The sequence below is a fragment of the Pseudomonas shirazica genome (assembly GCF_015168335.1).
Taxonomy (GTDB): Bacteria; Pseudomonadota; Gammaproteobacteria; order Pseudomonadales; family Pseudomonadaceae; genus Aquipseudomonas; species Aquipseudomonas asiatica.
In genome coordinates, this window is sequence record NZ_CP063456.1 from 458,277 (window position 1) to 481,135 (window position 22,859).

Below are 22,859 nucleotides of genomic sequence, written 5' to 3' on the forward strand. Positions count from 1 at the left end.
CAGCAATACCCCGCCATTTCTGGCATATAGCCTGACCCCACCTGCCACACCCGATACGCCATCATGAAACCACTGCTGTACATCACCCCCCTGCGTGCCTTGCTGTTCGGCCTGACCCTGGCCCTGTTCGAGCTGCTCACCTACCTGGCCAGCGATGCCGTCATGCCGGCCATGCCGGTGGTGGTCGGCGACCTGGATGCCAGCCCCGAATACATTCCCCACGCCCTCAACCTGTACCTGCTGGGGGGCGTGGTGCTGCAATGGCTGATCGGCCCGTTGGCCGACCGCTATGGCCGGCGCCCGTTGCTGCTGATCGGCTGCGCGTTCTTCGGCCTGGCCTGCCTGGCCACCTTCTGGGTCCACGACATCGGCCTGTTCAACTTGCTGCGCCTGCTGCAAGGCATCGGCCTGGGGTTTGTGGTCACGGTCAGCTACCCGGCCCTGAACGAAGCCTTCAGCGAAGCCGACGCCGTGCGCATGATGGCCCTGCTGGCCAATATCGCCTTGCTCTCGCCTTTGCTCGGGCCGTTGGTGGGCACCTTGCTGTTGCAGTGGCTGGACTGGCGTTGGCTGTTCGTGGCCTTCGCCATTGGCGCGGTTGTGGCCTGGCTGCTGCTGTACCGGCTGATGCCGGAGACCTTGGGCGTGGAGCGCCGTGACGGCTCGCGCCTGGCATTCACGCCGATCCACCTGCTGCCACTGCTGGCCGGCTACGGCCAGTTGCTGGGCAACCGCCGCTTTGTCGCTGGCAGCGCGGCCCTGGGCCTGGTCGGTCTGCCGCTGATTGGCTGGATCGGCCTGTCGCCGGTGCTGCTGATCCACGACGAGGGGCTGAGCACCATGGAGTACGCCTTGTGGCAGTTGCCGGTGTTTGGCGGGCTGATCCTGGGCAACCTGATCATCAACCGCATTGCCGATCGCTATCCGTTGGCGGCGCTGGTGCGTGGTGCATTGTGGCCATACCTGGCCGGCCTGTGCCTGATGGGACTGGCGACATGGTACTGGCCGAGTGTGACCAGCGTGGTGGCGGGCATGTCGCTGTACGCGCTGGGGTTGGGCGTGGCCAACGCGGTGCTGTATCGCATGACGCTGTTCGCCAGCGAGCAGAGCAAGGGCCTGGTCTCGGCCATGCTGGGGATGATCACCATTGCCTTGCTGGGGTTGGGTGGGGCGCTGCTGGCGATGATTGGGGCCGGGACCAGCTTGCTGCACTTTGCCCTGGCGGCGGGTGTGGCGGGGGCCTTGGCGCTGTGGCCGCTGTGGTTTGTGGTGGGTGGAAGGCCTGGTGAGGGGGCTGTTGCTCAGTAAACTTTATTGCCTGTACCGGCCTCTTCGCAGCACAAGGCTGCTCCTACAGAGCTGTGGTGTATCTGTAGGAGCAGCCTTGTGCTGCGAAGAGGCCGGTACAGGCAATACAAAACTGTCAGGGCCGCTCGGCCGCCGAACCTTCCTCTGCAACCGGTTTGCCCGGCCCGGCCTCCTGGCGCCACTGCAGGGCAATCAGGATCAGGGTCGGCACGCCAAGGAGGGCAGTGATCAGGAAGAAGTCGTGGTAACCGAATTTCTCCACCATGACCCCCGAATAACCCCCGATCAGCCTTGGCAACAGCAGCATGATCGAGCTGAGCAACGCGTACTGGGTAGCCGAGAACTTCAGGTTGGTCAGGCTCGACAGGTAGGCAACGAAGGCCGAGGTGGCCAGGCCGGAGCTGAAGTTGTCCAGCGAGATGGTCACCACCAGCATTTGCAAGTTCGGGCCCATGTCGGCCAGCATCAGGAACAGGATGTTGGTGCCCGCGGAGGCCGCACCGCCGATGAACAGGATCGGCATGATGCCGAAGCGCACGATCAGCAGGCCGCCAACACCGGCGCCGACCAGGGTCATGATCAGGCCGAAGATCTTGCTGACGCTGGCGATCTGGTCCTTGGTGAAGCCCATGTCGATGTAGAACACGTTGGCCATCACGCCCATTACCGTGTCCGACATGCGATAGGTGGCGATCAGGCCGAGCAACAGCAGGGCCTGCCAGCGGTAGCGGGCGATGAAGTCGTTGACCGGGGTCAGGACCGGCGCGAGGCCGCGACGGCCCAGGCTCGACAGGCACGCCCATGTCAGCAGCACATAGAGGATCAGGCGCAGGAAGGCGCGGTCTTCCAGCAGCAGGTCCAGTGGCGTTGCATCACCGGAGATGACGCTGGACCAGCCGGTATTGAACATCTGGGTGAAGCTGGCCGGTACCGATACCAGCAAGATTATCAGCACGAACACCGAGGCCAGCTGGTGCACCAGCCCATAGCGCGCTGCCGACAGCTGGGTACGCATGGGTACGGGCGGTTCGCGCATGATCAGGGTGGTGAACACGGCGGGCAGCATCATCACCGCGAACATGACGTAGGTGCCGGCCCAGGCCTTGTGCAGGTAGCTGAAGCCAGTGGAGCCGAACCACTCGGCGAAGAACAGGGCACCAGCCGTGGCCAGCAGGGCCGCCACGCGGTAGCCGGCCATATAGCTGGCGGCGAGTGCAGCCTGGCGCTGGTCGTCGGCGATTTCCAGGCGGTAGGCATCGACCGCGATGTCCTGGGTGGCCGAAGCGAAGGCCACCAACACCGCCAGGGCGATCAGCCAAGACAGATGCTGCTGCGGGTCGCACAGGCTCATGCCGACCAGCCCGATCACCACCAGCGCTTGCGACAGCAGCAACCACGAACGCCGGCGCCCCAGGCTGCCGAGCAGCGGCAGGCGCCATTGGTCGAGCAGTGGCGACCACACCCACTTGAAGGCGTACGCCAGGCCGATCAGGCTGGCGTAACCAATGGTCTCGCGGGCCACGCCAGCTTCGCGCAACCACACCGAAAGGGTGGAGAACACCAGCATATAGGGCAGACCGGCGGCGAAGCCGAGCAGCAAAAGTACCAAGGTTGACGGGCTGGCATAGGCAGCAAGCGCAGCGCGCCAGGTTTTACGGGGCATGGGCCAACATCTGCCTCAAGTTTGCGAAAACAAAGCGCGCACTCTAACCGCTGTGCTCCATCGGGCGCCAGCCATGGCGCGTCATATCCACACGATTGTTGGTTACATTTACACCCTCCGCACGCAGGCGCGCCCGTTGTTCATCCCCAGACGGGGTACCCAGTGCCAGGCTCAGGCGGCCGCCTGCGCCGAGCACCCGGTGCCAGGGCAGGCGAGTGTCCGCGGGCAGTTGCCCGAGGGTACGTCCGACCCAGCGTGCCGCCCGCCCAAGCCCTGCCAGTTCGGCCAGTTGGCCATAGCTGACCACCTTGCCGGCCGGAACTTGGCCAAGTACCGAATACAGCACCGTCCGTCGGCCCTCGGCGGAGTCGAGGGCGTGCTCATATCCGTCAGACATCAGGCCCCCTCTGGGCTGCAGATGAAACCGGACCGGCGGTCTGGCAAATGAGAGTTGAACTCAACGGCATGCTCCCGGTCTTTTCTTGCTCTGGTCGTCGTTATCCGGATAATGCCCGGCTTTTTTCGCCAAATCGAACCTGTAGTCCGAAAATCATAGCCCGCTTATGTATTCTAGATCCTTGTTGTGCCTGCTTGCTGCTTCCCTATGCGCCTCCCCGGTGTTCGCCGACACCGTATGGATGAAGAACGGTGACCGTCTCAGCGGCAAGATCAAAGTCTTCGACGGCGGCAAGCTGCTGCTGGAAACCCCCTATGGCGGTTCCATCGCCCTGGACTGGAAAGAGGTCCAGACCCTGGAGAGCGACCAGGAGATGCTGGTCAAGCAGGACGCCTACAGCGGTGAGCGCGCCAAGGCGCTGAAGGCCGCCGAGCCCGGCAAGGTGACCTTGGCCAATGGCGAGGCGCCAAAGACCGTGGAGCTGGCCAGCATTGAGCAGATCATGAAGCCCAAGCCCCTGGTCGAGGATTTCGTGTGGAAGGGCAACGTCGACGTGGCGCTGGACTACAAGCGCGCCGAGAACGACACCGACGACTACGACGTCGGCTTCAAGACCAGCGCCCGCCATGGCCGCTGGCGGCACAATGCCGAAGGCGAATACAACCGCGAGACCAAGGACGACGTCACCACCACAGACAACTGGAGTGCCGAGTATGCCCTGGACCGCTTCCTCACCGAGAAGTGGTTCTGGCAAGGGCGCATGGAGTACAAGCGCGACCGCATCGAAGACCTTGCTCGCCAGCGCACCGTGGGTACCGGCCCGGGTTACCAGTTCTGGGACAACGAACTGGGCGCGTTTTCGCTGGGGTCGCTGATCAACCGCACCGACTTTGAATACCAGGATGGCGCCAAGGACAACTTCTATTCTGCGGCGGTGAAGTGGGACTACACCCGCTACCTGATTGGCAAGAACGTGCAGCTGTTCACCAACGGCGAGTTCGCCAAGCCGCTGGGTGGCGTGGCCGACTATGCGCTGGATGCCGAGGTTGGCCTGCGCTACAAGGTCACTGAATGGGCCTCGCTCAACCTCAAGGCGGAGAAGGACATCATCACCGGTACCCGTGAGAGTGACCTGGACAAGACCCGCTATACCGCAGGCTTCGGCGTTACCTGGTAAATCTTTGCGGCCCATCGCGACACAGGATGTACGCGATCCCTTGTAGGAGCGGCCTTGTGTCGCGATGGGCTGCAAAGCAGCCCCATTGGCACTGGATCTGATAATGCTTATCTTGTCCCATCCAGCCCGATATCAGGAGCCGCCCCCAAGTGAGTACCAATGCCATCCGTCCCGCCCGGGAGCTGCTGCTCAAGGAATACCGCGGCGTGCTCTCGACCCATTCCAAGTCGATGCCCGGCTACCCCTTCGGCTCGGTCGTGCCGTACTGCCTGGACGCCCAGGGCAACCCGTTGATCCTCATCAGCCGCATCGCCCAGCACACGCACAACCTGCAGAAGGATCCCAAGTGCTCGCTGCTGGTAGGTGAGCGCGAAGCCGAGGACGTGCAGGCCGTGGGGCGCCTGACGGTGATGGCCGAGGCGCACAAGCTGGTGGAGGAGGCCGCCATCGAGGCTGCCGCAGAGCGTTACTACCGCTATTTCCCGGACGCGGCCAACTACCACAAGGCCCACGACTTCGACTTCTGGGTGCTGCAGCCGGTGCGCCACCGCTACATCGGCGGCTTCGGCGCGATCCACTGGCTTGACCAGGTAACTCTGGCCAACCCGTTCGCCGGTAAAGCCGAGGCAAGCATGGTCGAGCATATGAACAGCGACCACGCCAACGCCATCGCCCACTATGTGCAACTGACCGAGCTGCCAAGCCATGCGCCAGCGCAGATGGTCGGGGTAGACAGCGAAGGCATGCACCTGCGTATCGGCCAGGCGGTGCACTGGTTGCCCTTCCCAAGTACTTGCAACACGCCGACACAAGTCCGCGAAGCCCTGGTTTTGCTGGCTCGCGCCGACCAGTGGCCGGTTGCGACGGAAGTCGAGGGTTGAAAACCCGAGCGCACGCATCCATCTGTTGGTCTTACAGGAAGGTTCTCTTCCGACGAGGAATGCTTTGATGCGTGCTTTTCTACTGCTGTTTCTCCTGTTTCCCGTGCTGGAGCTGTTCGTCTTCGTGAAGGTCAGTGCCGCCATCGGTTTCTTCCCAGCACTGCTGCTGATCATCGCCGGCTCCGCCCTGGGTGTGCTGGTGATGCGCGTGGCCGGGCTGGCAACCGCACTGCGCGCCCGTGAAAGCCTGCAGCGTGGCGAACTGCCCGCCGAGGACATGTTTCAGGGCATGATGCTGGCCGTTGGTGGTGGCCTGCTGTTGCTGCCAGGTTTCATCAGCGACGTGCTGGGCTTGCTCTGCCTGCTGCCATTCACCCGTCACCTGGCCGCGCGCAAGATGCGCGAGCGTGCCGAGGCCCAGGCCATGCGACAGCGCGCCTTCCAGGACGACCCGTTCCAGGCCCGGCCGAGTGATGGCGGGCATAGGCCGAATGTGATCGAAGGCGAGTACGAGCGCCGCGACAAGTAATAACCGGGGGCCGCTTTGCGGCCCCAGCTTTTTGCGGGGCCAAGGCGCTAATGAAAAATTTTCTGAAGCAAGCCTTGTAATTGAATATGGCGGCCTCATGTAGTGGTCACCGCAAGGTTTCTGGTGGCAACACCAGGCATAACTCAGGTGGTTCGCCCATTGCGGGCCACCCCGGCAACGCCGGACAGCAACAACCCGCCGGTGTCGACACCGGCCGATGAAAACCACAATTTGGGAGAGATCGACAATGAAGCTTCGTCCTCTGCATGACCGCGTCGTTATCCGTCGCAGCGAAGAAGAATCGAAAACCGCTGGCGGTATCGTCCTGCCGGGTTCGGCCGCTGAAAAACCAAACCGCGGCGAAGTCGTCGCCGTCGGCACCGGTCGCATCCTGGACAACGGCGAAGTTCGCGCACTGGCCGTGAAAGTGGGTGACAAAGTGGTTTTCGGCCCTTACTCGGGCAGCAACACCGTGAAAGTCGATGGCGAAGACCTGCTGGTCATGGCCGAGAACGAAATCCTCGCCGTTATCGAAGGCTGATTTCCCCGACTTCCCGTTACTCCAAAGAATTCCAAGGATTAAACGATCATGGCTGCTAAAGACGTAAAATTCGGCGATTCCGCTCGTAAGAAAATGCTGGTTGGTGTCAACGTTCTGGCTGACGCGGTAAAAGCGACCCTGGGCCCGAAAGGCCGTAACGTGGTGCTGGCCAAGAGCTTCGGCGCTCCGACCATCACCAAGGACGGCGTTTCCGTCGCCAAGGAAATCGAGCTGAAAGACGCCTTCGAGAACATGGGCGCCCAACTGGTCAAGGAAGTTGCTTCCAAGGCCAACGACGCTGCCGGTGACGGCACCACCACCGCTACCGTCCTGGCTCAGGCCATCGTCAACGAAGGCCTGAAAGCCGTCGCTGCCGGCATGAACCCGATGGACCTGAAGCGCGGCATCGACAAGGCCACCGCTGCCGTCGTCGCCGAGCTGAAGAACCTGTCCAAGCCATGCGCCGACTCCAAGGCCATCGCCCAGGTAGGTACCATCTCCGCCAACTCCGACAACTCCATCGGTGAAATCATCGCCGAAGCCATGGAAAAAGTCGGTAAAGAAGGCGTGATCACCGTTGAAGAAGGCTCGGGCCTGGAAAACGAACTGTCGGTCGTTGAAGGCATGCAGTTCGACCGCGGCTACCTGTCCCCGTACTTCGTCAACAAGCCGGACACCATGGTTGCCGAGCTGGAAGGCCCGCTGCTGCTGCTGGTCGACAAGAAGATCTCCAACATCCGTGAGCTGCTGCCAGTTCTGGAAGCCGTTGCCAAGGCCGGCCGCCCACTGCTGATCGTTGCCGAAGACGTTGAAGGTGAAGCCCTGGCTACCCTGGTAGTCAACAACATGCGCGGCATCGTCAAGGTTGCTGCGGTCAAGGCTCCGGGCTTCGGCGACCGCCGCAAGGCCATGCTGCAGGACATCGCCGTCCTGACTGGCGGCCAGGTCATCTCCGAAGAAATCGGCCTGTCGCTGGAAACTGCTACCCTGGAGCACCTGGGTAACGCCAAGCGCGTCATCCTGTCCAAGGAAAACACCACCATCATCGACGGCGCTGGCGCCGACACCGAGATCGAAGCACGCGTCAAGCAGATCCGTGCCCAGATCGAAGAGACTTCCTCGGACTACGACCGTGAGAAGCTGCAAGAGCGTCTGGCCAAACTGGCTGGCGGTGTTGCCGTGATCAAGGTCGGTGCCGGCACCGAAGTTGAAATGAAAGAGAAGAAAGCCCGCGTTGAAGACGCCCTGCACGCAACCCGTGCAGCCGTTGAAGAAGGCGTGGTACCTGGCGGTGGTGTAGCCCTGGTTCGCTCCCTGGCTGCCATTGCCAACCTCAAAGGCGACAACGAAGACCAGAACGTCGGTATCGCCCTGCTGCGTCGCGCTGTTGAAGCGCCGCTGCGCCAGATCACTGCCAACGCCGGCGACGAGCCAAGCGTTGTCGCTGACAAGGTCAAGCAAGGTTCGGGTAACTTCGGTTACAACGCTGCTACCGGCGAATACGGCGACATGATCGAGATGGGTATCCTGGACCCAGCCAAAGTCACCCGCTCGGCGCTGCAAGCTGCTGCTTCGATCGGCGGTCTGATGATCACCACCGAAGCCATGGTCGCTGACCTGCCAGAAGACAAGCCAGCTGCTGGCATGCCTGACATGGGCGGCATGGGTGGCATGGGCGGCATGATGTAAGCCAGCCTTACCCCCTGCACCATGAAAAGCCCCGGTTCGCGAGAACCGGGGCTTTTTTGTTTTCCTGTGAGGGCCATTGGGGCTGCTTTGCAGCCCATCGCGACACAAGGCCGCTCCTACAGGATTGCGCCAACACTGGGACTTGCGCTGTACCTGTGGGAGCTGGCTTGCCGGCGAAAGGGCCGCAAAGCGGCCCCTGGGTCAGGCAACGCTACGCTCGGCAGCAGGCACCTCAGCCATTCCCCGCCGATACAGAACCAGGTAATACGACCCCAAGCCGATCAACCAGCAGAACACCGCCGTCCACACGTTGTGCGACAGGAAATGCGCTCCCTGCATCATCCGCCCCAGCGACAGCACCGACCCGGCGACGAAGGCCACCGTCAACGCCACTCGCGCCAGCCTTGGCTTGCGATCACGCAACATGAAAAACAGCCCGAACAGGCAGAACCCGGTGGCGGCATGCCCGCCCGGCCAGCACAGCCCGGGCTTGTCGGTTGCCGGCCGCGGCTCCAGCAGCTTGCTGTAGGTTTCCTTCCCGCCAAACTGAGTCAGGCTCCACGGGCATTGCACCTGGGTCACTTTCTTCAACGGTGTGACAAACGCCGTGGACAGGCCCAGTGCCAGCACCAGGCAGCCCAGCTCACGGCGCCAGCCGAACAGGCGCTTCCAGAAGAAGCTGGCAGCAAAGGTCACCAGCGACATCACTCCCAGCAGGATCACCCCCTGCTTGACCCTGTCATGCAGGATGTTCTCCAGCAAATAGCTGTGGCGGCCGATGAACTGCCCGGCAGCAGGGTCGAAGAACAGGTTGGCAATGTCCATGTCGACCGAGGTCAGTTCCAGCAGAATCAGGCCGATTGCGGTCGCCAGGGGTAGCCCCAGATAAAGCCAGAAATTGATCGGGCGGGGGCGATTTGGTTGCTGCATGGCGGCTCCAGGGCGCGAAAAAGATCGGGCATTGTCGGCCGCCCGCTATCCTGTGTCCGTGAAGGATCAGTGAAAAAACCGTCAAGTGCGCTGAATTTTCCCTGGGGCTGGCACCCTGCAGGCATAGGCCTTAAGCTGCGCCTGCCGCGCACCACAGCGAGAAGCGCCGCACAGGAGAAACCGATGCGCATTCTTTTGGTTGAAGACAACCGCGATATCCTGGCCAACCTGGCCGATTACCTGGGCATGAAAGGCTATACCGTCGACTGTGCCCAGGATGGCCTGTCCGGCCTGCACCTGGCTGCCACCGAGCACTACGACCTGATCGTGCTCGACATCATGTTGCCGGGCATCGACGGCTACACCCTGTGCAAGCGCCTGCGCGAAGACGCCCGCCGCGACACGCCGGTGATCATGCTCACCGCCCGCGACCAATTGGACGACCGCCTGCAAGGCTTCCGCTCCGGTGCCGACGACTACCTGCTCAAGCCCTTCGCCCTGTCGGAGCTGGCCGCCCGCATCGAAGCGGTGCTGCGCCGGGCCCAGGGCGGTGGGCGCCGCACCTTGCAGGTGGCCGACCTCAGTTATGACCTGGACACCCTCGAGGTCACCCGCCAGGGCCGCTTGCTCAAGCTCAACCCGGTCGGCCTCAAGCTGTTGGCGGTGCTGATGCAGAAAAGCCCGCACGTATTGCGTCGCGAAGTGCTGGAAGAAGCCCTGTGGGGAGATGATTGCCCTGACAGCGACAGCCTGCGCAGCCACGTGCACCAGCTGCGCCAGGTGATCGACAAGCCGTTTGAAAAACCGCTGCTGCATACCGTCCATGGCGTCGGCTATCGCCTCGCCGAGGGCCGTGATGGAGTTTAAGCAAAGCCTTGCCCAGCGCATCATCATCGCCTTTGCCCTGATGAGCGCGCTGGTGGCCGGGGCCTTCGCCTTTGGCATCGTCGGCACCGTGCACCTGGTCGAAGAGCGGCTGATTTCCTCGGTGCTGGGCGGTGACTTGCAGCGCTTGCTGCGCATGGACAGCGTCAGCGACTGGAGCCACCGCCCCCGCCCCGACCAACTGTTCTATTTCAGCGGCGGGCGCGACGACTTCGAACTTCCCAAGGACCTGCGCCACCTTGACCGCGGCTTCCACGAGGTATTCCGCGATCAACTGTCGTACCACGCCATGGTCGAGATCGTTGATGGCCGTCGCTATGTGCTGTTGCAGGACCAGAGCGACTTCGAAGAGCGCGAGCGCTTGCTGTTCGCTGTGGTGGTGGTGGGCTTCGTGCTCAGCCTGGTACTGGCGGTGATCCTCGGCTGGCTGGTGGCGCGCCGGGTGATGGCGCCGGTGATCCGCCTGGCGCGCCAGGTACGCCACCGTGACCAGTTGCTGGGGCTGGCCCCGCCGCTGGCACCGGACTATGCCGCGGACGAAGTCGGCCAGCTGGCGGTAGCCTTCGACGATACCCTGGGCCGCCTGCGCGATGCCCTGACCCGCGAACGGTTGTTCACCAGCGACGTCAGCCATGAATTGCGCACACCCTTGATGGTGCTGGCCACCTCGTGTGAGCTGCTGATGGAAAACCCGACGCTGGACGCCCGCTCGCGCAGCCAGGTGGAGCGTGTGGCGCGGGCCACGGAAGAAATGCGCGAGCTGGTCAAGACCTTCCTGATGCTGGCCCGGGCACAGCGCGACGAGGGTGCGGTGGCATCGCGGGCCACCCTGCGGGAGGTGGCTGACGAACTGGTCGGGGTTTGGCGCGACACCATCGAGCAGAAGGGCCTGGCCTTGTATTACGATGGCCGCGTCAGTGCCAGCCCGGTACTGTACAACGCCACCTTCCTGCAGTCGGTAATGGGCAACCTGCTGCGTAATGCCGCGCACTACACCGACAGCGGCTACATCCGCCTGAGCCTGGAAGCCAACGGCTTCAGCGTGGAGGACAGTGGCGTGGGTATCCCGGAGGAACAGCGCGAGGCGATGTTCCGGCCGTTCGTGCGCGGCGATGAGCGGCGCGGTGAGGGCCTGGGCCTGGGCCTGTCGTTGGTACAGCGCATCTGCGATGACCAAGGTTGGCATGTCACCCTCACATCAACCTTGCCCCACGGCTGCCGTTTCGTGGTCGACCTGAGCAATACCGCGGCCAAGGGCGATCCGGAGGCTTTGGTCGAGTAATCTGTGGTAACAGGTCATTCGGCGCTCAACATATTTTTCACACCAGCATGACCTGATTCATACGCTTGCTTACCTAATGTGGGCGGAATGGAGTCAGGAGATGCCCAATGCGTAGCCCCATCAAGCTTGAATTTTCCGAGAAGTACGACAAAGAACATGCCCGCGAGTACTTTCTCAAGCACCAGGATGGCCTGGCGCGACGCCTTTCCCACAAGCGTGATGAGCAACTGGCGCGTCGTGCCTTGGCATTGGCTGGTGAGCCTGGGCTGGTCCTCGACCTGCCATGCGGTGCTGGCCGCTTCTGGCCGTTGCTGGCAGAAAAGCCCAACCGGGTGATCATCGGCGCCGACAACTCAGAAGCGATGATCGAGACAGCCTGTACCGCGCAAGCGCCAGAGGTGGTGGCACGGGTACGCCCTTTGCAGACTTCGGCATTTGCCATCGACTTGCCGGACAATTCGGTGGACAGCATCTTCTGCATGCGCTTGTTCCACCACATCGGCGAAGCGGCGCACAGAAAGACCATTCTTTCGGAGTTTCAACGGGTTAGCCGTGATAGTGTGATCCTGTCATTGTGGGTGGATGGTAATTTCAAGGCCTGGCGCCGGAAAAAACTGGAACAGCGCCGCAGGTCCAGGAAGGGCGACCAGGACAACTACCAGAACCGTTTTGTGTTACCGGCCGATACGGTCGAAGAAGAATTCCGAGCCGCCGGCTTCAGAATCCAGGAACGCCTCGATTTCCTGCCGTTCTATGCCATGTGGAGGGTATATGTATTGCGTAAGGGGTAGTGTTTGATGGCTGTAGCCCAGAGCGGGGAGTCGCGGTTCGATTTTTACTGGCGCCAGCAGGGCGAGTGGGTCGAGGAGCCTAACCAGCGCCGTGGTGGCGAGAGCGGTGTGCAACGCCTCGACGATGGCAATGGCAAGCTGCTGTATGCCAAGCGCCAGGTCGGGCATATCTACCGTAGCCTGCTGCACCCTTTCGGCCGGCCGACCGTATTGCGTGAGCTCGATGCGTTGAACAGCTTCGAGCAACTGGGGGTGCGTGTACCGCGCATCGTCTTCTGTGGCGCCGAACGTGGTGCCGACAAGCAGTGGCGTGCGCTATTGGTGAGCGAAGCACTCGACGGTTTCGTCGAACTCGATACCTGGCATGCCGAAGGTGCCCGCGAGCGTTACCCGCAGGTGGTGCATGAGCGCATGCTCAAGGACCTGGCGGACAACCTGGCGCGCATGCACCTGGGGCACTGGCAGCACGGTTGCCTGTATGGCAAGCATGTGTTCGTCAAGGTGATTGGCGAGGGCGAGCAGGCCCGGGTCGAAGTCGCGCTGCTGGACCTGGAAAAATGCCGTCGGCGCATCAGCTGCCAGCGTGCGGCGGGCAATGACCTGCGCCAGCTGCGCCGCCATTCGTCGATGAATGACGCGGAATGGCAAACACTGCTCTATTTTTACCAGATGGCGTTTGGCAGCGCTGTCAAAGGGTTAGGGCAATGAAACTAGAAATAGCTCGAGCTTTGTTCCTGGTAGCTGGCCTGGCGGTGACCACCGTGGCGGTGGCTGCCTGGGAGGAGCCGAGGCCGACGGTGTTCAGCAAGGCCGAACTGGCCGACCAGTGCGCGTTGCCGCGGGATGTGAAACCGCAGCAACAGGCCGAGGCCGCGCCGGATCAGGACCTGTTGCTGTTCCTGTTCGGCATGCGCCAGGGGTTGCGGCCGTTCGGTTGAACCCGGTGGTAGGTGGGAATGCCAGAGGCCTCGCGATCGCGGGGCCTATGGCATTTTTGCCTCTGCCTTGCCGGCCTCTTCGCGGGTTTACCCGCGAAGAGGCCGTTTCAGGCAACCGATGTTTCCCTGGCAACCGCCTTGTGCGCCAGCAGGGTGTAGATACAAGGCAACACGAACAGGGTAAATAGCGTACCAATCGACATCCCGGTGGCAATCACCGTACCGATGTCAAAGCGGCTGACCGCCCCCGCACCAGTCGCCAGGATCAGCGGTACCATGCCAAATACCATCGCTGCCGTAGTCATCAGCACCGGCCGCAGCCGAATCGCCGCGGCTTCCTCGATCGCCTCGCGCACACTCATGCCGCGCTCCTCACGTAACTGGTTGGCGAACTCGACAATCAGGATGCCGTGCTTGCTGATCAGCCCAATCAGTGTCACCAGCCCGACCTGGGTGTAGATATTCATGCTCGATACGCCAAGGAACAGTGGCAGCAGCGCGCCACAGATCGACAACGGCACCGTCACCAGTATTACCAGTGGGTCGCGGAAGCTTTCGAACTGCGCCGCCAGCACCAGGAAGATGATCGCCAATGCCAGGCCGAAGGTCACCCACAGCGCGCTGCCTTCCTGCACGTACTGGCGCGCCACGCCGGCATAGTCGAAGGCGAAACCTTCCGGAGCCTCCTCGCGGGCGAGGCCCTGTACGGTCTGCAGCGCCTCGCCCAGGCTGACCATGGGCACGCCCTGGATGATCGCCGAGTTCAGCTGCTGGAACTGGTTGAGCTGGCGCGGGCGGGCGCGGTCGGTGAGGGTGATCAGGGTGGATAGTGGCAGCAGCTGGCCCTGGTCGTTCTTCACGTAGTAGTTGTTCAGCCAGCCGGGGTTGTCGCGGTAAGGCCGCTCGACCTGGGCAATCACCTTGTAGCTGCGGCCTTCGAGGGTGAAGCGGTTGATTTCCGCCTCGCCCAGCAAGGTCGCCAGGGTGCTGCCCAAGGTGTCCATCGACACCCCCATCTGCGCCGCCTTGGCCCGGTCGATATCCACCACCACCTCGGGCTTGTCGAAGGCCAGGTCGATGTCGAGGAAGGCGAACTTGCCGGATTCCTGGGCGCGGGCCTTGATGCGCTGGGCCACATCCAGCAGTGCCGGGTAGTCGCCAGCGCTGTTGATCACGAACTGGAATGGCAGGCCCTCGCCGGTGCCGGGCAGCGACGGCAGGTTGAAGCCGAAGATCTGCAGGCCACTGATTTCTTCGAGCTTGCTCTGCACCAGCGGCAGCAGCTCCATCTGCGTGCGCTCGCGCTCGTTCCAGGGTTTGAGCAGGAAGCCGCCGATGCCGGTCTGCACGCCATTGAAACCGTTGATCTGGAACGACGAGTAATACTCGGGGAAAGCCTTGAACAGCGGGGTGAATTCGTCGGTATAGGCGTTGAGGTAATCAAGGTTGGCCGGCTGGGGTGAACTGCTCATCATGAAGATCACCCCCTGGTCTTCGTTGGGCGCCAGTTCGTTCTGGGTGAACTTCAGCAGTACCGGAATCAGGCACAGAATGATCACGGCAAACACCAGCACGACGGGCCGGCTGTCGAGGGTGGTGTGCAGCAGGCGCTGGTAGCGCACCTTCAGGCGTTCGAACAGCACGTCCAGGCGGTGGGCAAGGCCGCTGGGGTTCTGTTCCTGACGCAGCAGCAGCGCGCACATCATTGGTGACAGGGTCAGGGCAACGATGCCGGATATGATCACCGCACCGGCCAGGGTCAGGGCAAATTCCTTGAACAATGCGCCGGTCAGCCCGGTGAGGAAGCCGATCGGTGCATACACCGCCGCCAGGGTGATGGTCATCGACACCACCGGCATGGCGATTTCGCGGGCGCCCTCGAGGGCGGCGTCGAACGGCGACTTGCCTTCTTCCATGTGACGGTGGATGTTCTCCACCACGACGATCGCGTCGTCCACCACCAGCCCGATGGCCAGCACCATTGCCAGCAGGGTCAGCAGATTGAGCGAATAGCCCATCATCTGCATGAAGAACAGCACGCCGATCATCGACAGCGGAATGGTCACCACCGGAATCAGCACCGAACGCAGGGCACCGAGGAACAGGAACACCACCACGATGACGATCAGTACAGCTTCGCCGAGGGTCTTGATCACTTCGTCGATGGAGGCCTGGATGAAAAGCGTGGCGTCATAGGCGATCGATACCTTCAGCGCCGAGGGCAGCTGGCTTTCCAGCTCGGGCATGATGCGCCGCACTTCCTTGATGACGTCCAGCGGGTTGGCGGCTGGTGTGGCCTTGATGCCGATGTACACCGATGGGGTGCCGTCGAACGAGCTGACCGTATCGTAGTTTTCCGCCCCCATCTCGACCCGCGCCACATCGCCAAGCAGCACGCGGCTGTCGCCACTGGTCTTGACCGGCAGGGCGGCGAACGCCTCGGCCGACTTCAGCTCGGTGCTGGCGTTGATGCTGGTGACCACGTATTCACCCTTCACCTCGCCGGCCGCGGAAAGGAAGTTGTAGCGGCGCACGGCATTGGTCACGTCGATGGCAGACAGGCCATAGCCCGCCAGTTTCACCGGGTCGATCCAGATGCGCATGGCGAATACCTGGTTGCCGAGGATTTCCGCTTCGGCCATGCCCGGCAGGGTCGCCAGCTTGGGCTGGATCACCCGCGACAGGTAGTCGGTGATTTGCGGGTTGCTCATCTCTTTGCTGTAGAAACTGATGTACATAAGCGCCGAAGCATCGGCGGCTTCCTTGCTCAGTACCGGGTCTTCCGAGTCCTGGGGCAGCTTGTTGCGCACTTCGTTGGCCTTGGCCAGCAGTTCGGTGAACAACCGGTCGCTGTCGGCGCCGATGCGGGCGTAGATGGAAATGATCGAGAAGTTCTGTCTGCTCACCGAGGTCATGTAGTCGATGCCTTCGGCGCTGGCCAGGCTTTGCTGCAGCGGCTGGGTGATATAGCCCTGGATGGTCTCGGCGTTGGCGCCGGGGTAGGCGGTGGTTACCGTGATCAGGGCATTTTCCATTTGCGGATACTGGCGGATCTGCAGCTTGTTCCAGGCCTGGAAGCCCAGCAGCAGGATCAGCAGGCTCACCACGCTGGCCAGCACCGGGCGGCGGATGAACGGGTCGGTGAACGCCATGCCAGCCTCCTGTCAGTCCTTGCCCGGCGTGCCCTGTGCGGGCTTGAGGGCTTTGTCCTGGCCGATGCGGATCGCGGCGCCGGGGGTGAGCTTCAGTTGGCCGGCGGTGACCACCTGTTCCCCGGCCTGCAGGCCCTTGCTGACCACCACCACGCCGTCACGGCGCTCGCCGGTCTGCACCGCGCGCTGCTCGGCGGTGAGCTGCGGCTGGCCCTTGTCGTCGTTTAGTGGCTTGCCGTCCTTGTCCTTTTTCGGCGTTGCGACATACACCGAGTTGCCATACAGGGTGTAGGTGATGGCGCTTTCAGGCACCACCACTTGTGGCTGCGGGTTGGGTAACAGGATCAGCAGGCTGGCGAACATGCCCGGCAGCAGCTTGCTGTCCGGGTTGGCCATGGTTGCGCGCACCAGCAGGTTGCGCGTGGTTTCCTCGACCTTGGGGTTGATGGCGCTGAGGCTGGCGGGGAAGGTCTGGCCCGGGTAGGCGGCCACCTGCACCAGCACCTGCTGGCCCAGGCTGAGGTGTGGCAGGGCCTGTTCCGGTACGTTGAAGTCGACGTAGAGGCTGGATGTGTCCTGCAGGGTGGCGATCACCGTGCCGGCGGCCAGATAGTCGCCGACGTCCACTTGGCGAATGCCGATGGTGCCGCTGAACGGAGCGCTGATGCTCTTCTTGGTCTTCGATGCCTTGAGCTGGTCGACCACCGCCTGATTGCGCCGGTACTGGGCGGTGAGGCGGTCGAATTCGCCGCGGGAGATGGCCGAGTCGCCGACCAGCTGGCTGCCACGGCCGAAATCTACCTTGGCCAGGCCCAGGTCGGCCTGGGCGGTGCCGAGCAGGGCGGTTTCCTGGTCGTCGTTGAGTTGCAGCAACAGTTGCCCGGCCTTGACCTGCTGGCCTGAGTCGAAATGCAGGGCCTTGACGATGCCTTCCACTTCCAGGCTCAGTTCAACGCCCTGTAGCGCCTTGAGGCTGCCGACGGCGGGCAGGCGCTCTTGCCACGGGCGCTGTTCGGCCAAGGCGGCCGCCACGGTGATGGGCGGCTTGGGGGCAGTGAACATCTGGATCTGCTGGTAGATCGAAAAGGCTTTGTAGCCCCCCAGGGCCAGCACGATCAGCAGAACCACGGCCAACATGATGAGCATGCGGCGGCGCAGCATAGGTCCGGTTCCTTGGATGCGGTTGTTATTCGCTTAGACACGACAACGGGCGATCCTGCCCACGTGTGGATGGGGGAAGTATTGACTGTTTTTTGGGGGAAGGGGAGTGGAATGCCTGGGCCGGCCCCTTCGCGGCTAAAGCCGCTCCCGCAGGGGCCGCGCAGTCAGCGGGTTGCGCTATTCCTGTGTGGGCTTTAGCCGCGAAGGGGCCAGTACAGCCAACCCGAAAATCAGACGAGATGCAGGTGGTTGTCCCAGAAACCGGACGGCAGGTTCATCGGTTGCCCGACCAGTTCGGCCTTGCGGCAATCATAGAACCGGCAACGGCCCTGCCCGGAGGTGACGACAAAGCCGTCCTGTACCGCGCCCACCCCCGCGCAATCGGGCATTGGCGCATCCAGTCGCACCGCGCCGCTGTCCAGGTCCCAGACAAACAGGCGGTTGGCCCGTGGCGCGGTCAGCGCGACCAGCCGCAGCTCGCTGTGGATAGCCACGCTGGCGGTGTACTGGGCCATGGCCTGCAACTGCCGCTCCGGTACCGGGAAGGCCTTGAACGGCTCGCCAGGGCGCTTGATCGCCAGCAATTCGGCGGTTTCATCGGCATCGCCCATGAACTGCTGGCAGGCGGCGATGGTGCCATCGCTGCCCACCGCCAGGTGGCGCACGCTGTTCATCTGCTGGGCCAGGGTTTCCTTGCTCAGCAGGGTGCCGTCGCGCTGCATCAGCACCAGGCTCGGTTCCATGGCGTCGAGGTTCATCTCCACCCGGCTTTCGGCTTCGGTGCGGATACCGCCGTTGGCCACGATCAGCGTTTCGCCGTCCGGCAGCCAGGCCACTTCGTGCGGGCCGATGCCGTGGGTCGGAATCTCCCCGCTGTGCACCAGGCGCTCGCCTTCGAAGCGGTACACGCCGAGTACGCCACGCCCCGGGTCGGTGGTGTCGTTCTCGGTGGCATACAGCCATTCGCCACCTTTGTGGATGACCGCGTGGCCGTAGAAGTGCCGGTTCGGCTGCGAGGTGACGGTTTGCAGCAGGCGCCCGTCGCGCAGGTCGACCAGGTAGCTTTCGGTGCCGGGACGGCGGGCGACGAACAGGGCGATCGGCAGGTCCGGGTGATGGATGATGGCATGGCAACGTTGGGCGACCTGGGTGCTGAACACCTGGGTGCCGTCCAGGCGGAACGCGACCGCATAGTGCTTGCCGTCGCCGTCGTCACGCGCCGACAGCAGCAGGGGCTCGCTGCCTTTGTTGCGGAACAGGCTCCAGCCGCCCAGGGTGAGGGCGCTGAGCAATACGCTACCGAGTTTGAGGGCCTGGCGTCGCAGCATGATCAGTCACCGTCGTTGGCATTGAAGCCCAGCTGGATGTTCAACGCCTTGGCCAGCTCGCCTTCGTGCAGGCGGTGGACGACGTTGAGGCTGTCGTAGATCTGGTTCAGGGTTTGCTGGCCAGCGTCGTCGGCCAGCAGCTCGCCCAAGGTTTTCTGGTTGTCGGCCAGCAGTTTGAGCGAGGCAGCGTAGGCGACGTCGATCTTGTCTGCCAGGGCTTTCTGATCGCTGGACAGCAAGCCGCGCAGGCCTTGGTTGTCGACCCCGACCCAGACCGCTTCGGCGGCCTTGAGGCTGGCCTCCAGGCTCTTGAGCGAGCTGTGGCTGCGCCAGGCTTCGGCCTGCAGTGGCTGCGGAATGCCCTTGCTCTGGCGGCCCATCGGCGCACCGAGCTTTTTCTTCAGGCTGTCCAGGGCGGTGACCTGGGCGCGCAGCAGGTCGGCGATGGCCTCGTGGGAGTCGGCGTAGCGCTGGTTGGGGAACTTGGTCATCTGCGAGAGCATGCCGTCGGTGCTGTTCCAGCCCTTGAGGATCTCTTCGGCCAGGGTTTTCTGGTGTTCACCGATGGCCACCAGCAACGGGCAGTAGCGGGCTTTCTGCTCGGCAGTGGCGATGTCCGGCTTGCTGTCGAACAGGATGTACTCGTAGGCCGACAGGCCACGCACCACCACGCTGGCCTTGCCCAAGGCCGCGGCATCGACCGGCTGGTCTGCGTTGACCAGCTGCTCGACCTGGCGGCCGACCAGGTTCTTCTTGTCGGGCCAGAACTGTACTTGCCAGGCGCGGTTGCCTTCGGCCAGCGGGCCGACCAGCAGCGGTTGCAGCTCGGCCCAGGCTTTTTGCGCATTGAGGAAGTCGGCACGGGCCTTGTCCAGGGTTTCCTTGCCTTCGCAGTAGGCCAGGGCGCTGGCGGCCAGCGTGCGGTCGGCTTCGACCCAGCGGCTGTAGGTGGGCAGGATCACCTGCTTGGCGATGGCAGCGGAGGTCACGGCTTGCGGGTCCTGCGGCGAGCAGGCGCCGAGGGCGAGTGCGGCGAGGCTGGTGAACAACAGTTTGGGTCGGAACATGCCCGGCTCCTTTGCGCTTTTTAAAGTGAGTTCAGGAAAGCCAGCAACGCGGCACGCTGCTCGGCATTGAAAGTGAGTACGAAATTGCGTGCCGACTCGGCCTCGCCACCGTGCCAGAGCACGGCCTCGAGCAGGTTGCGGGCGCGGCCGTCGTGCAGGAACTGGCTGTGGCCACTGACCGTTTCGCTCAGGCCGATGCCCCACAGTGGCGGGGTGCGCCAGTCCTGGCCGTTGGCGGCGAATTCGGTGCGCTCGTCGGCCAGGCCCGGGCCCATGTCATGCAACAGCAGGTCGCTGTAAGGACGGATCAACTGGTTGGCCAGCTCCGGCTCGGCGGCATTGGCGGCTGTGGTGAACTGCGGTGTATGGCAGCCCTGGCAGCCGGCCTGGTAGAACAGGTTCTTGCCCGCCAGCACCTGCGGCGAGCCCACGTCGCGTCGGGCCGGTACGGCCAGGTTGCGCGTGTAGAAGGTAACCAGGCGCAGGATGTTGTCGCTGACCTCCTTTTCGCCATCGGCACCGTCGCCGTTGGGCGCGGCCAGGCAGTCGGACTGCGCCTGGGTGCAGTCATCGTTGGGCTGCAGGGTGGTGGTCAGGCCCATGTCGCCGGCAAAGGCATGCACGTTCTGCTGGTTGACGTTGGGCTGCCCGGCCTTCCAGCCGAAGCGGCCGACCACGGTTTTGCCCTGGGCGTCATCCCACACCCGGTTGGCCCGGCCGCGGATGCCGTCGCGGTTGCGGTCGTCGGGATCCTCGTTGGCCAGCAGGTCGGCCTCGGGGATGGCTTCGAGCAGGCCCAAGCCGATCATCGGCGGCGCCACCCGCGCCGAAAAGCGCGTGTCGGGGTGCATCACGCCATAGCCGAGCTGGGTGATCTGCAGGGCCGGCTTGCGCAGCTCGACCTGGTGGCCATCCTCGAACGACACCGTTTCGCTGGTGTAGCTGACCCGCACCTTGCCTTCCGGCGTCACGCCGGGGATGGCCATGTCCTGCAGCTGGGTGCCATAGACCGGCTCCGGCACCACGCCGAGGCGTTCGACCACCTTGGCCAGGTAGGGCTGGTCGGGGATCGACAGGCGTACCAGCATCGATACGGCGTTGCTGTCGCCCGGCTCTGGCGGGTGGCCGCGGCCGTCGCGCACGTGGCAGTTCTGGCAGGCATTGGTATTGAACAGCGGCCCCAGGCCGTCACGGGCGGTGGTAGTGGACGGGGCGATCACCCAGGGGTTGCGGAAGAAACTGTTGCCTACGGCGAAATCCAGGCGCCGCTCGGGCGAGAGGTTGGCCGAGGGCAGGGAATAGGCATTGCGGTCAGTGCGCTGCACGGTGGCTTTGCCGCCCGACAACGCTTCGCCGGGCTCGGCCTGGGTGAAACGCGGGGCGTCATCGCAGGCGGCAAGGGCAAAGGCCAGCAGCAGGGGGGAGAGTCGGGACAGCGACAAGGACATCGAAAATCCTGGGCGTGAGCGAAAAACCGGCGTGCAAGCTTAGCAGGGTGAGGGAGTTTGAATAAGAGCAATTTGCAATTGCTGGATGAAATCGGTGTCAGTTGGCCATGGTTTGTGGTTGCCTGGTCGGGCCCTATCGCCGGCAAGCCAGCTCCCACAGGTACCCCACAGCTTCTGAGCCCAGTGGGGAACCTGTGGGAGCTGGCTTGCCGGCGATAGGGCCGGAAGCAAAAAAGGCGACCCGAAGGCCGCCTCTTTCAGAACCGCTACAGCAGGATCAGAACTCGTGATCCGCGGTATCCGGGTTCAGGTTGGCAATGCCCAGCTTGCCCGCGGCCTGCTCGATCGCACCGGTCTGCTTGACCAGGGAGGCGATGGCGTCACGCACGATCTGGTTGCCGGCTGCGTTGTCGGCAGCGATCAGCTGGTCGTAGTGCTCGCCCTTGAGCGCGTGGTCGACGATCACCTGGATCTTGGCTTCGGTGGCTTCCAGGTCGGCCTTGAGGGTGGCGTCGGCAGCCGGGTCTACTTTGGCCACCAGCGACGACAGGCTCGGGCCGGTCACCTTGCTGCCGTCCGGGCGGGTGTACTCGCCCAGGTAGACGTTGCGGATGCCCTTGGCATCGTAGAAGTGCGAGTAGTGGGTGTTGTCGCTGAAGCAGTCGTGCTCGTCTTCCGGCGAGTTGGCCTCCAGCGAAACCTTCATGCGCTCGCCAGCCAGTTCGCCCAGCGACAGGCTGCCCATGCCGAACAGCATCTTGCGCAGGCCGTCGTTGACCGACTCGGCTTCCAGCTTGGCGCGGTAGTTGTCGGCAACGTTCGGTGCCCAGTTGCCGACCATCTCTTCGAGGTCCTTGACCAGCAGGTCGGTGACCGCTTTCAGGTAGGCACGGCGGCGGTCGTTGTGGCCACCGGTGGCGCCCTTGCCTTCCAGGTAGTCCGACGCCGGACGGTTGCCAGCGCCCGGGCCGGTGCCGTTCAGGTCCTGGCCCCAGAGCAGGAACTCGATGGCGTGGTAGCCGGTGGCGACGTTGGCTTCAGAGCCGCCCAGTTCGTTCAGGCTGGCCAGCTTCTCGGGGGTGATGTCCTTGACGTCGATCTTCTCTTCGCCCACCTGGATCTCGGTGTTGGCGATGATGTTGGCGTTGGCCGCCGGGTTGCCCAGGGCGTGCTCATAGCTCTTGTCGACGTAGTCGATCAGGCCTTCGTCCAGCGGCCAGGCGTTCACCTGGCCTTCCCAGTCGTCGATGATGGTGTTGCCGAAGCGGAATACTTCGCTCTGCAGGTACGGTACGCGCGAGGCGACCCAGGCTTCCCTGGCTGCTTTCAGAGTTTCGTCGTTCGGCTTGGCCAGGAACGCGTCGACTGCGGTCTGCAGGGTCTTGGCGGTGCTCAGCGAGTCGCTGTACACGGCGTAGACCAGCTCGGCGTAATGCTTGACCACGGCTTTGCCGGCGGCTTCGTCGACAGCCCCGGGCGCTGCAGCGGTGGTGCTGGCGGCAGCAGGTGCCTGGGCTTGCGGCGCGGCGGCCTTGTCGTCCTTGCCTTCGCCGCAACCGGCGAGAGCGATGGCAATGGCCAGCAGACTGGCGGAGGCCAGAGGCATTCGAATCATTATTGGTTTCCTGCGTCGTGTGGTTGGACCAAGGGGTGGACGGTGCGCCGTGGCACGCGAAACGACAACATCATGCG

The 22,859-nt window shown here is 63.4% G+C and carries 20 protein-coding genes; 11 read left to right on the forward strand and 9 right to left on the reverse strand.

Annotated elements, in window-relative coordinates; all coding sequences use genetic code 11:
- Window positions 1-63: 63 nt before the first annotated feature.
- Window positions 64-1,308, forward strand: coding sequence for an MFS transporter (locus IMX18_RS02115; protein ID WP_015271697.1), 1,245 nt, complete (start codon window positions 64-66; stop codon window positions 1,306-1,308).
- 115 nt (window positions 1,309-1,423) lie between these two features.
- Here IMX18_RS02115 and IMX18_RS02120 read toward each other — a convergent pair whose 3' ends face one another.
- Both IMX18_RS02120 and IMX18_RS02125 read right to left on the reverse strand, forming a co-directional pair.
- Window positions 1,424-2,971, reverse strand: coding sequence for an AmpG family muropeptide MFS transporter (locus IMX18_RS02120; RefSeq protein ID WP_013974096.1), 1,548 nt, complete (start codon window positions 2,969-2,971; stop codon window positions 1,424-1,426).
- Between the two features lie 43 nt (window positions 2,972-3,014).
- On the reverse strand, window positions 3,015-3,368 hold the full coding sequence (locus IMX18_RS02125; RefSeq protein WP_003260756.1) for an MGMT family protein: 354 nt from the start codon (window positions 3,366-3,368) through the stop codon (window positions 3,015-3,017).
- 166 nt (window positions 3,369-3,534) lie between these two features.
- On the opposite strand from IMX18_RS02125, the gene IMX18_RS02130 reads away from it, so the two are divergent.
- From IMX18_RS02130 to groL, 5 genes are all read left to right on the forward strand, one after another.
- A complete protein-coding gene (locus IMX18_RS02130; protein WP_043935899.1) occupies window positions 3,535-4,545 on the forward strand; it encodes a DUF481 domain-containing protein in 1,011 nt (336 codons plus the stop codon).
- A 149-nt stretch (window positions 4,546-4,694) separates the two neighbouring features.
- Window positions 4,695-5,426, forward strand: coding sequence for a HugZ family pyridoxamine 5'-phosphate oxidase (locus tag IMX18_RS02135; protein WP_015271695.1), 732 nt, complete (start codon window positions 4,695-4,697; stop codon window positions 5,424-5,426).
- Window positions 5,427-5,493: 67 nt separating this feature from the next.
- On the forward strand, window positions 5,494-5,955 hold the full coding sequence (locus IMX18_RS02140; protein WP_015271694.1) for an FxsA family protein: 462 nt from the start codon (window positions 5,494-5,496) through the stop codon (window positions 5,953-5,955).
- Between the two features lie 247 nt (window positions 5,956-6,202).
- The gene (locus IMX18_RS02145; RefSeq protein ID WP_003260750.1) at window positions 6,203-6,496 is read left to right on the forward strand and encodes a co-chaperone GroES; all 294 of its coding nucleotides are present in this window, start codon (window positions 6,203-6,205) and stop codon (window positions 6,494-6,496) included.
- A gap of 48 nt (window positions 6,497-6,544) precedes the next feature.
- Window positions 6,545-8,185, forward strand: a complete 1,641-nt coding sequence (gene groL / locus IMX18_RS02150) for a chaperonin GroEL (RefSeq protein WP_013974091.1) — start codon at window positions 6,545-6,547, stop codon at window positions 8,183-8,185.
- Between the two features lie 201 nt (window positions 8,186-8,386).
- Here groL and IMX18_RS02155 read toward each other — a convergent pair whose 3' ends face one another.
- Window positions 8,387-9,115 carry a phosphatase PAP2 family protein gene (locus tag IMX18_RS02155; protein ID WP_015271693.1) on the reverse strand — a complete coding sequence of 243 codons (729 nt, stop codon included), beginning with the start codon at window positions 9,113-9,115 and terminating at the stop codon, window positions 8,387-8,389.
- A 183-nt stretch (window positions 9,116-9,298) separates the two neighbouring features.
- Here IMX18_RS02155 and colR point away from each other — a divergent pair, with 183 nt between their 5' ends.
- From colR to IMX18_RS02180, 5 genes are all read left to right on the forward strand, one after another.
- Window positions 9,299-9,982, forward strand: coding sequence for a two-component system response regulator ColR (gene colR / locus IMX18_RS02160; protein ID WP_003255215.1), 684 nt, complete (start codon window positions 9,299-9,301; stop codon window positions 9,980-9,982).
- Window positions 9,972-11,282 (forward strand): sensor histidine kinase, encoded by a 1,311-nt coding sequence (locus IMX18_RS02165; protein WP_015271692.1) that lies wholly within the window; start codon window positions 9,972-9,974, stop codon window positions 11,280-11,282. Before colR ends, IMX18_RS02165 begins: the two co-directional genes overlap by 11 nt.
- 107 nt (window positions 11,283-11,389) lie before the next feature.
- A complete protein-coding gene (locus tag IMX18_RS02170) occupies window positions 11,390-12,073 on the forward strand; it encodes a class I SAM-dependent methyltransferase (protein ID WP_013974088.1) in 684 nt (227 codons plus the stop codon).
- A gap of 6 nt (window positions 12,074-12,079) precedes the next feature.
- On the forward strand, window positions 12,080-12,781 hold the full coding sequence (locus IMX18_RS02175; protein ID WP_013974087.1) for a lipopolysaccharide kinase InaA family protein: 702 nt from the start codon (window positions 12,080-12,082) through the stop codon (window positions 12,779-12,781).
- Window positions 12,778-13,011 carry a hypothetical protein gene (locus tag IMX18_RS02180; protein ID WP_025340525.1) on the forward strand — a complete coding sequence of 78 codons (234 nt, stop codon included), beginning with the start codon at window positions 12,778-12,780 and terminating at the stop codon, window positions 13,009-13,011. The genes IMX18_RS02175 and IMX18_RS02180 overlap by 4 nt, the downstream gene beginning before the upstream one ends.
- A gap of 107 nt (window positions 13,012-13,118) precedes the next feature.
- Here IMX18_RS02180 and IMX18_RS02185 read toward each other — a convergent pair whose 3' ends face one another.
- The 6 genes from IMX18_RS02185 to IMX18_RS02210 all read right to left on the reverse strand — a co-directional run bounded on the left by IMX18_RS02185 (window position 13,119) and on the right by IMX18_RS02210 (window position 22,782).
- Complete coding sequence (locus IMX18_RS02185; RefSeq protein ID WP_015271690.1) at window positions 13,119-16,163, reverse strand: multidrug efflux RND transporter permease subunit; 3,045 nt, start codon at window positions 16,161-16,163, stop codon at window positions 13,119-13,121.
- A 12-nt stretch (window positions 16,164-16,175) separates the two neighbouring features.
- Entirely contained in the window at window positions 16,176-17,324 is a 1,149-nt protein-coding gene (locus tag IMX18_RS02190; RefSeq protein WP_015271689.1) for an efflux RND transporter periplasmic adaptor subunit, read from the reverse strand.
- A gap of 230 nt (window positions 17,325-17,554) precedes the next feature.
- Entirely contained in the window at window positions 17,555-18,652 is a 1,098-nt protein-coding gene (locus IMX18_RS02195; RefSeq protein WP_015271688.1) for a DUF1513 domain-containing protein, read from the reverse strand.
- A 2-nt stretch (window positions 18,653-18,654) separates the two neighbouring features.
- The gene (locus tag IMX18_RS02200; protein WP_015271687.1) at window positions 18,655-19,719 is read right to left on the reverse strand and encodes an imelysin family protein; all 1,065 of its coding nucleotides are present in this window, start codon (window positions 19,717-19,719) and stop codon (window positions 18,655-18,657) included.
- Between the two features lie 20 nt (window positions 19,720-19,739).
- Window positions 19,740-21,167, reverse strand: a complete 1,428-nt coding sequence (locus IMX18_RS02205) for a di-heme oxidoreductase family protein (protein WP_015271686.1) — start codon at window positions 21,165-21,167, stop codon at window positions 19,740-19,742.
- A 277-nt stretch (window positions 21,168-21,444) separates the two neighbouring features.
- Window positions 21,445-22,782: an imelysin family protein gene (locus tag IMX18_RS02210; protein WP_013974080.1), complete on the reverse strand. Its 1,338-nt coding sequence runs from the start codon at window positions 22,780-22,782 to the stop codon at window positions 21,445-21,447.
- Between the last annotated feature and the right edge of the window lie 77 nt (window positions 22,783-22,859).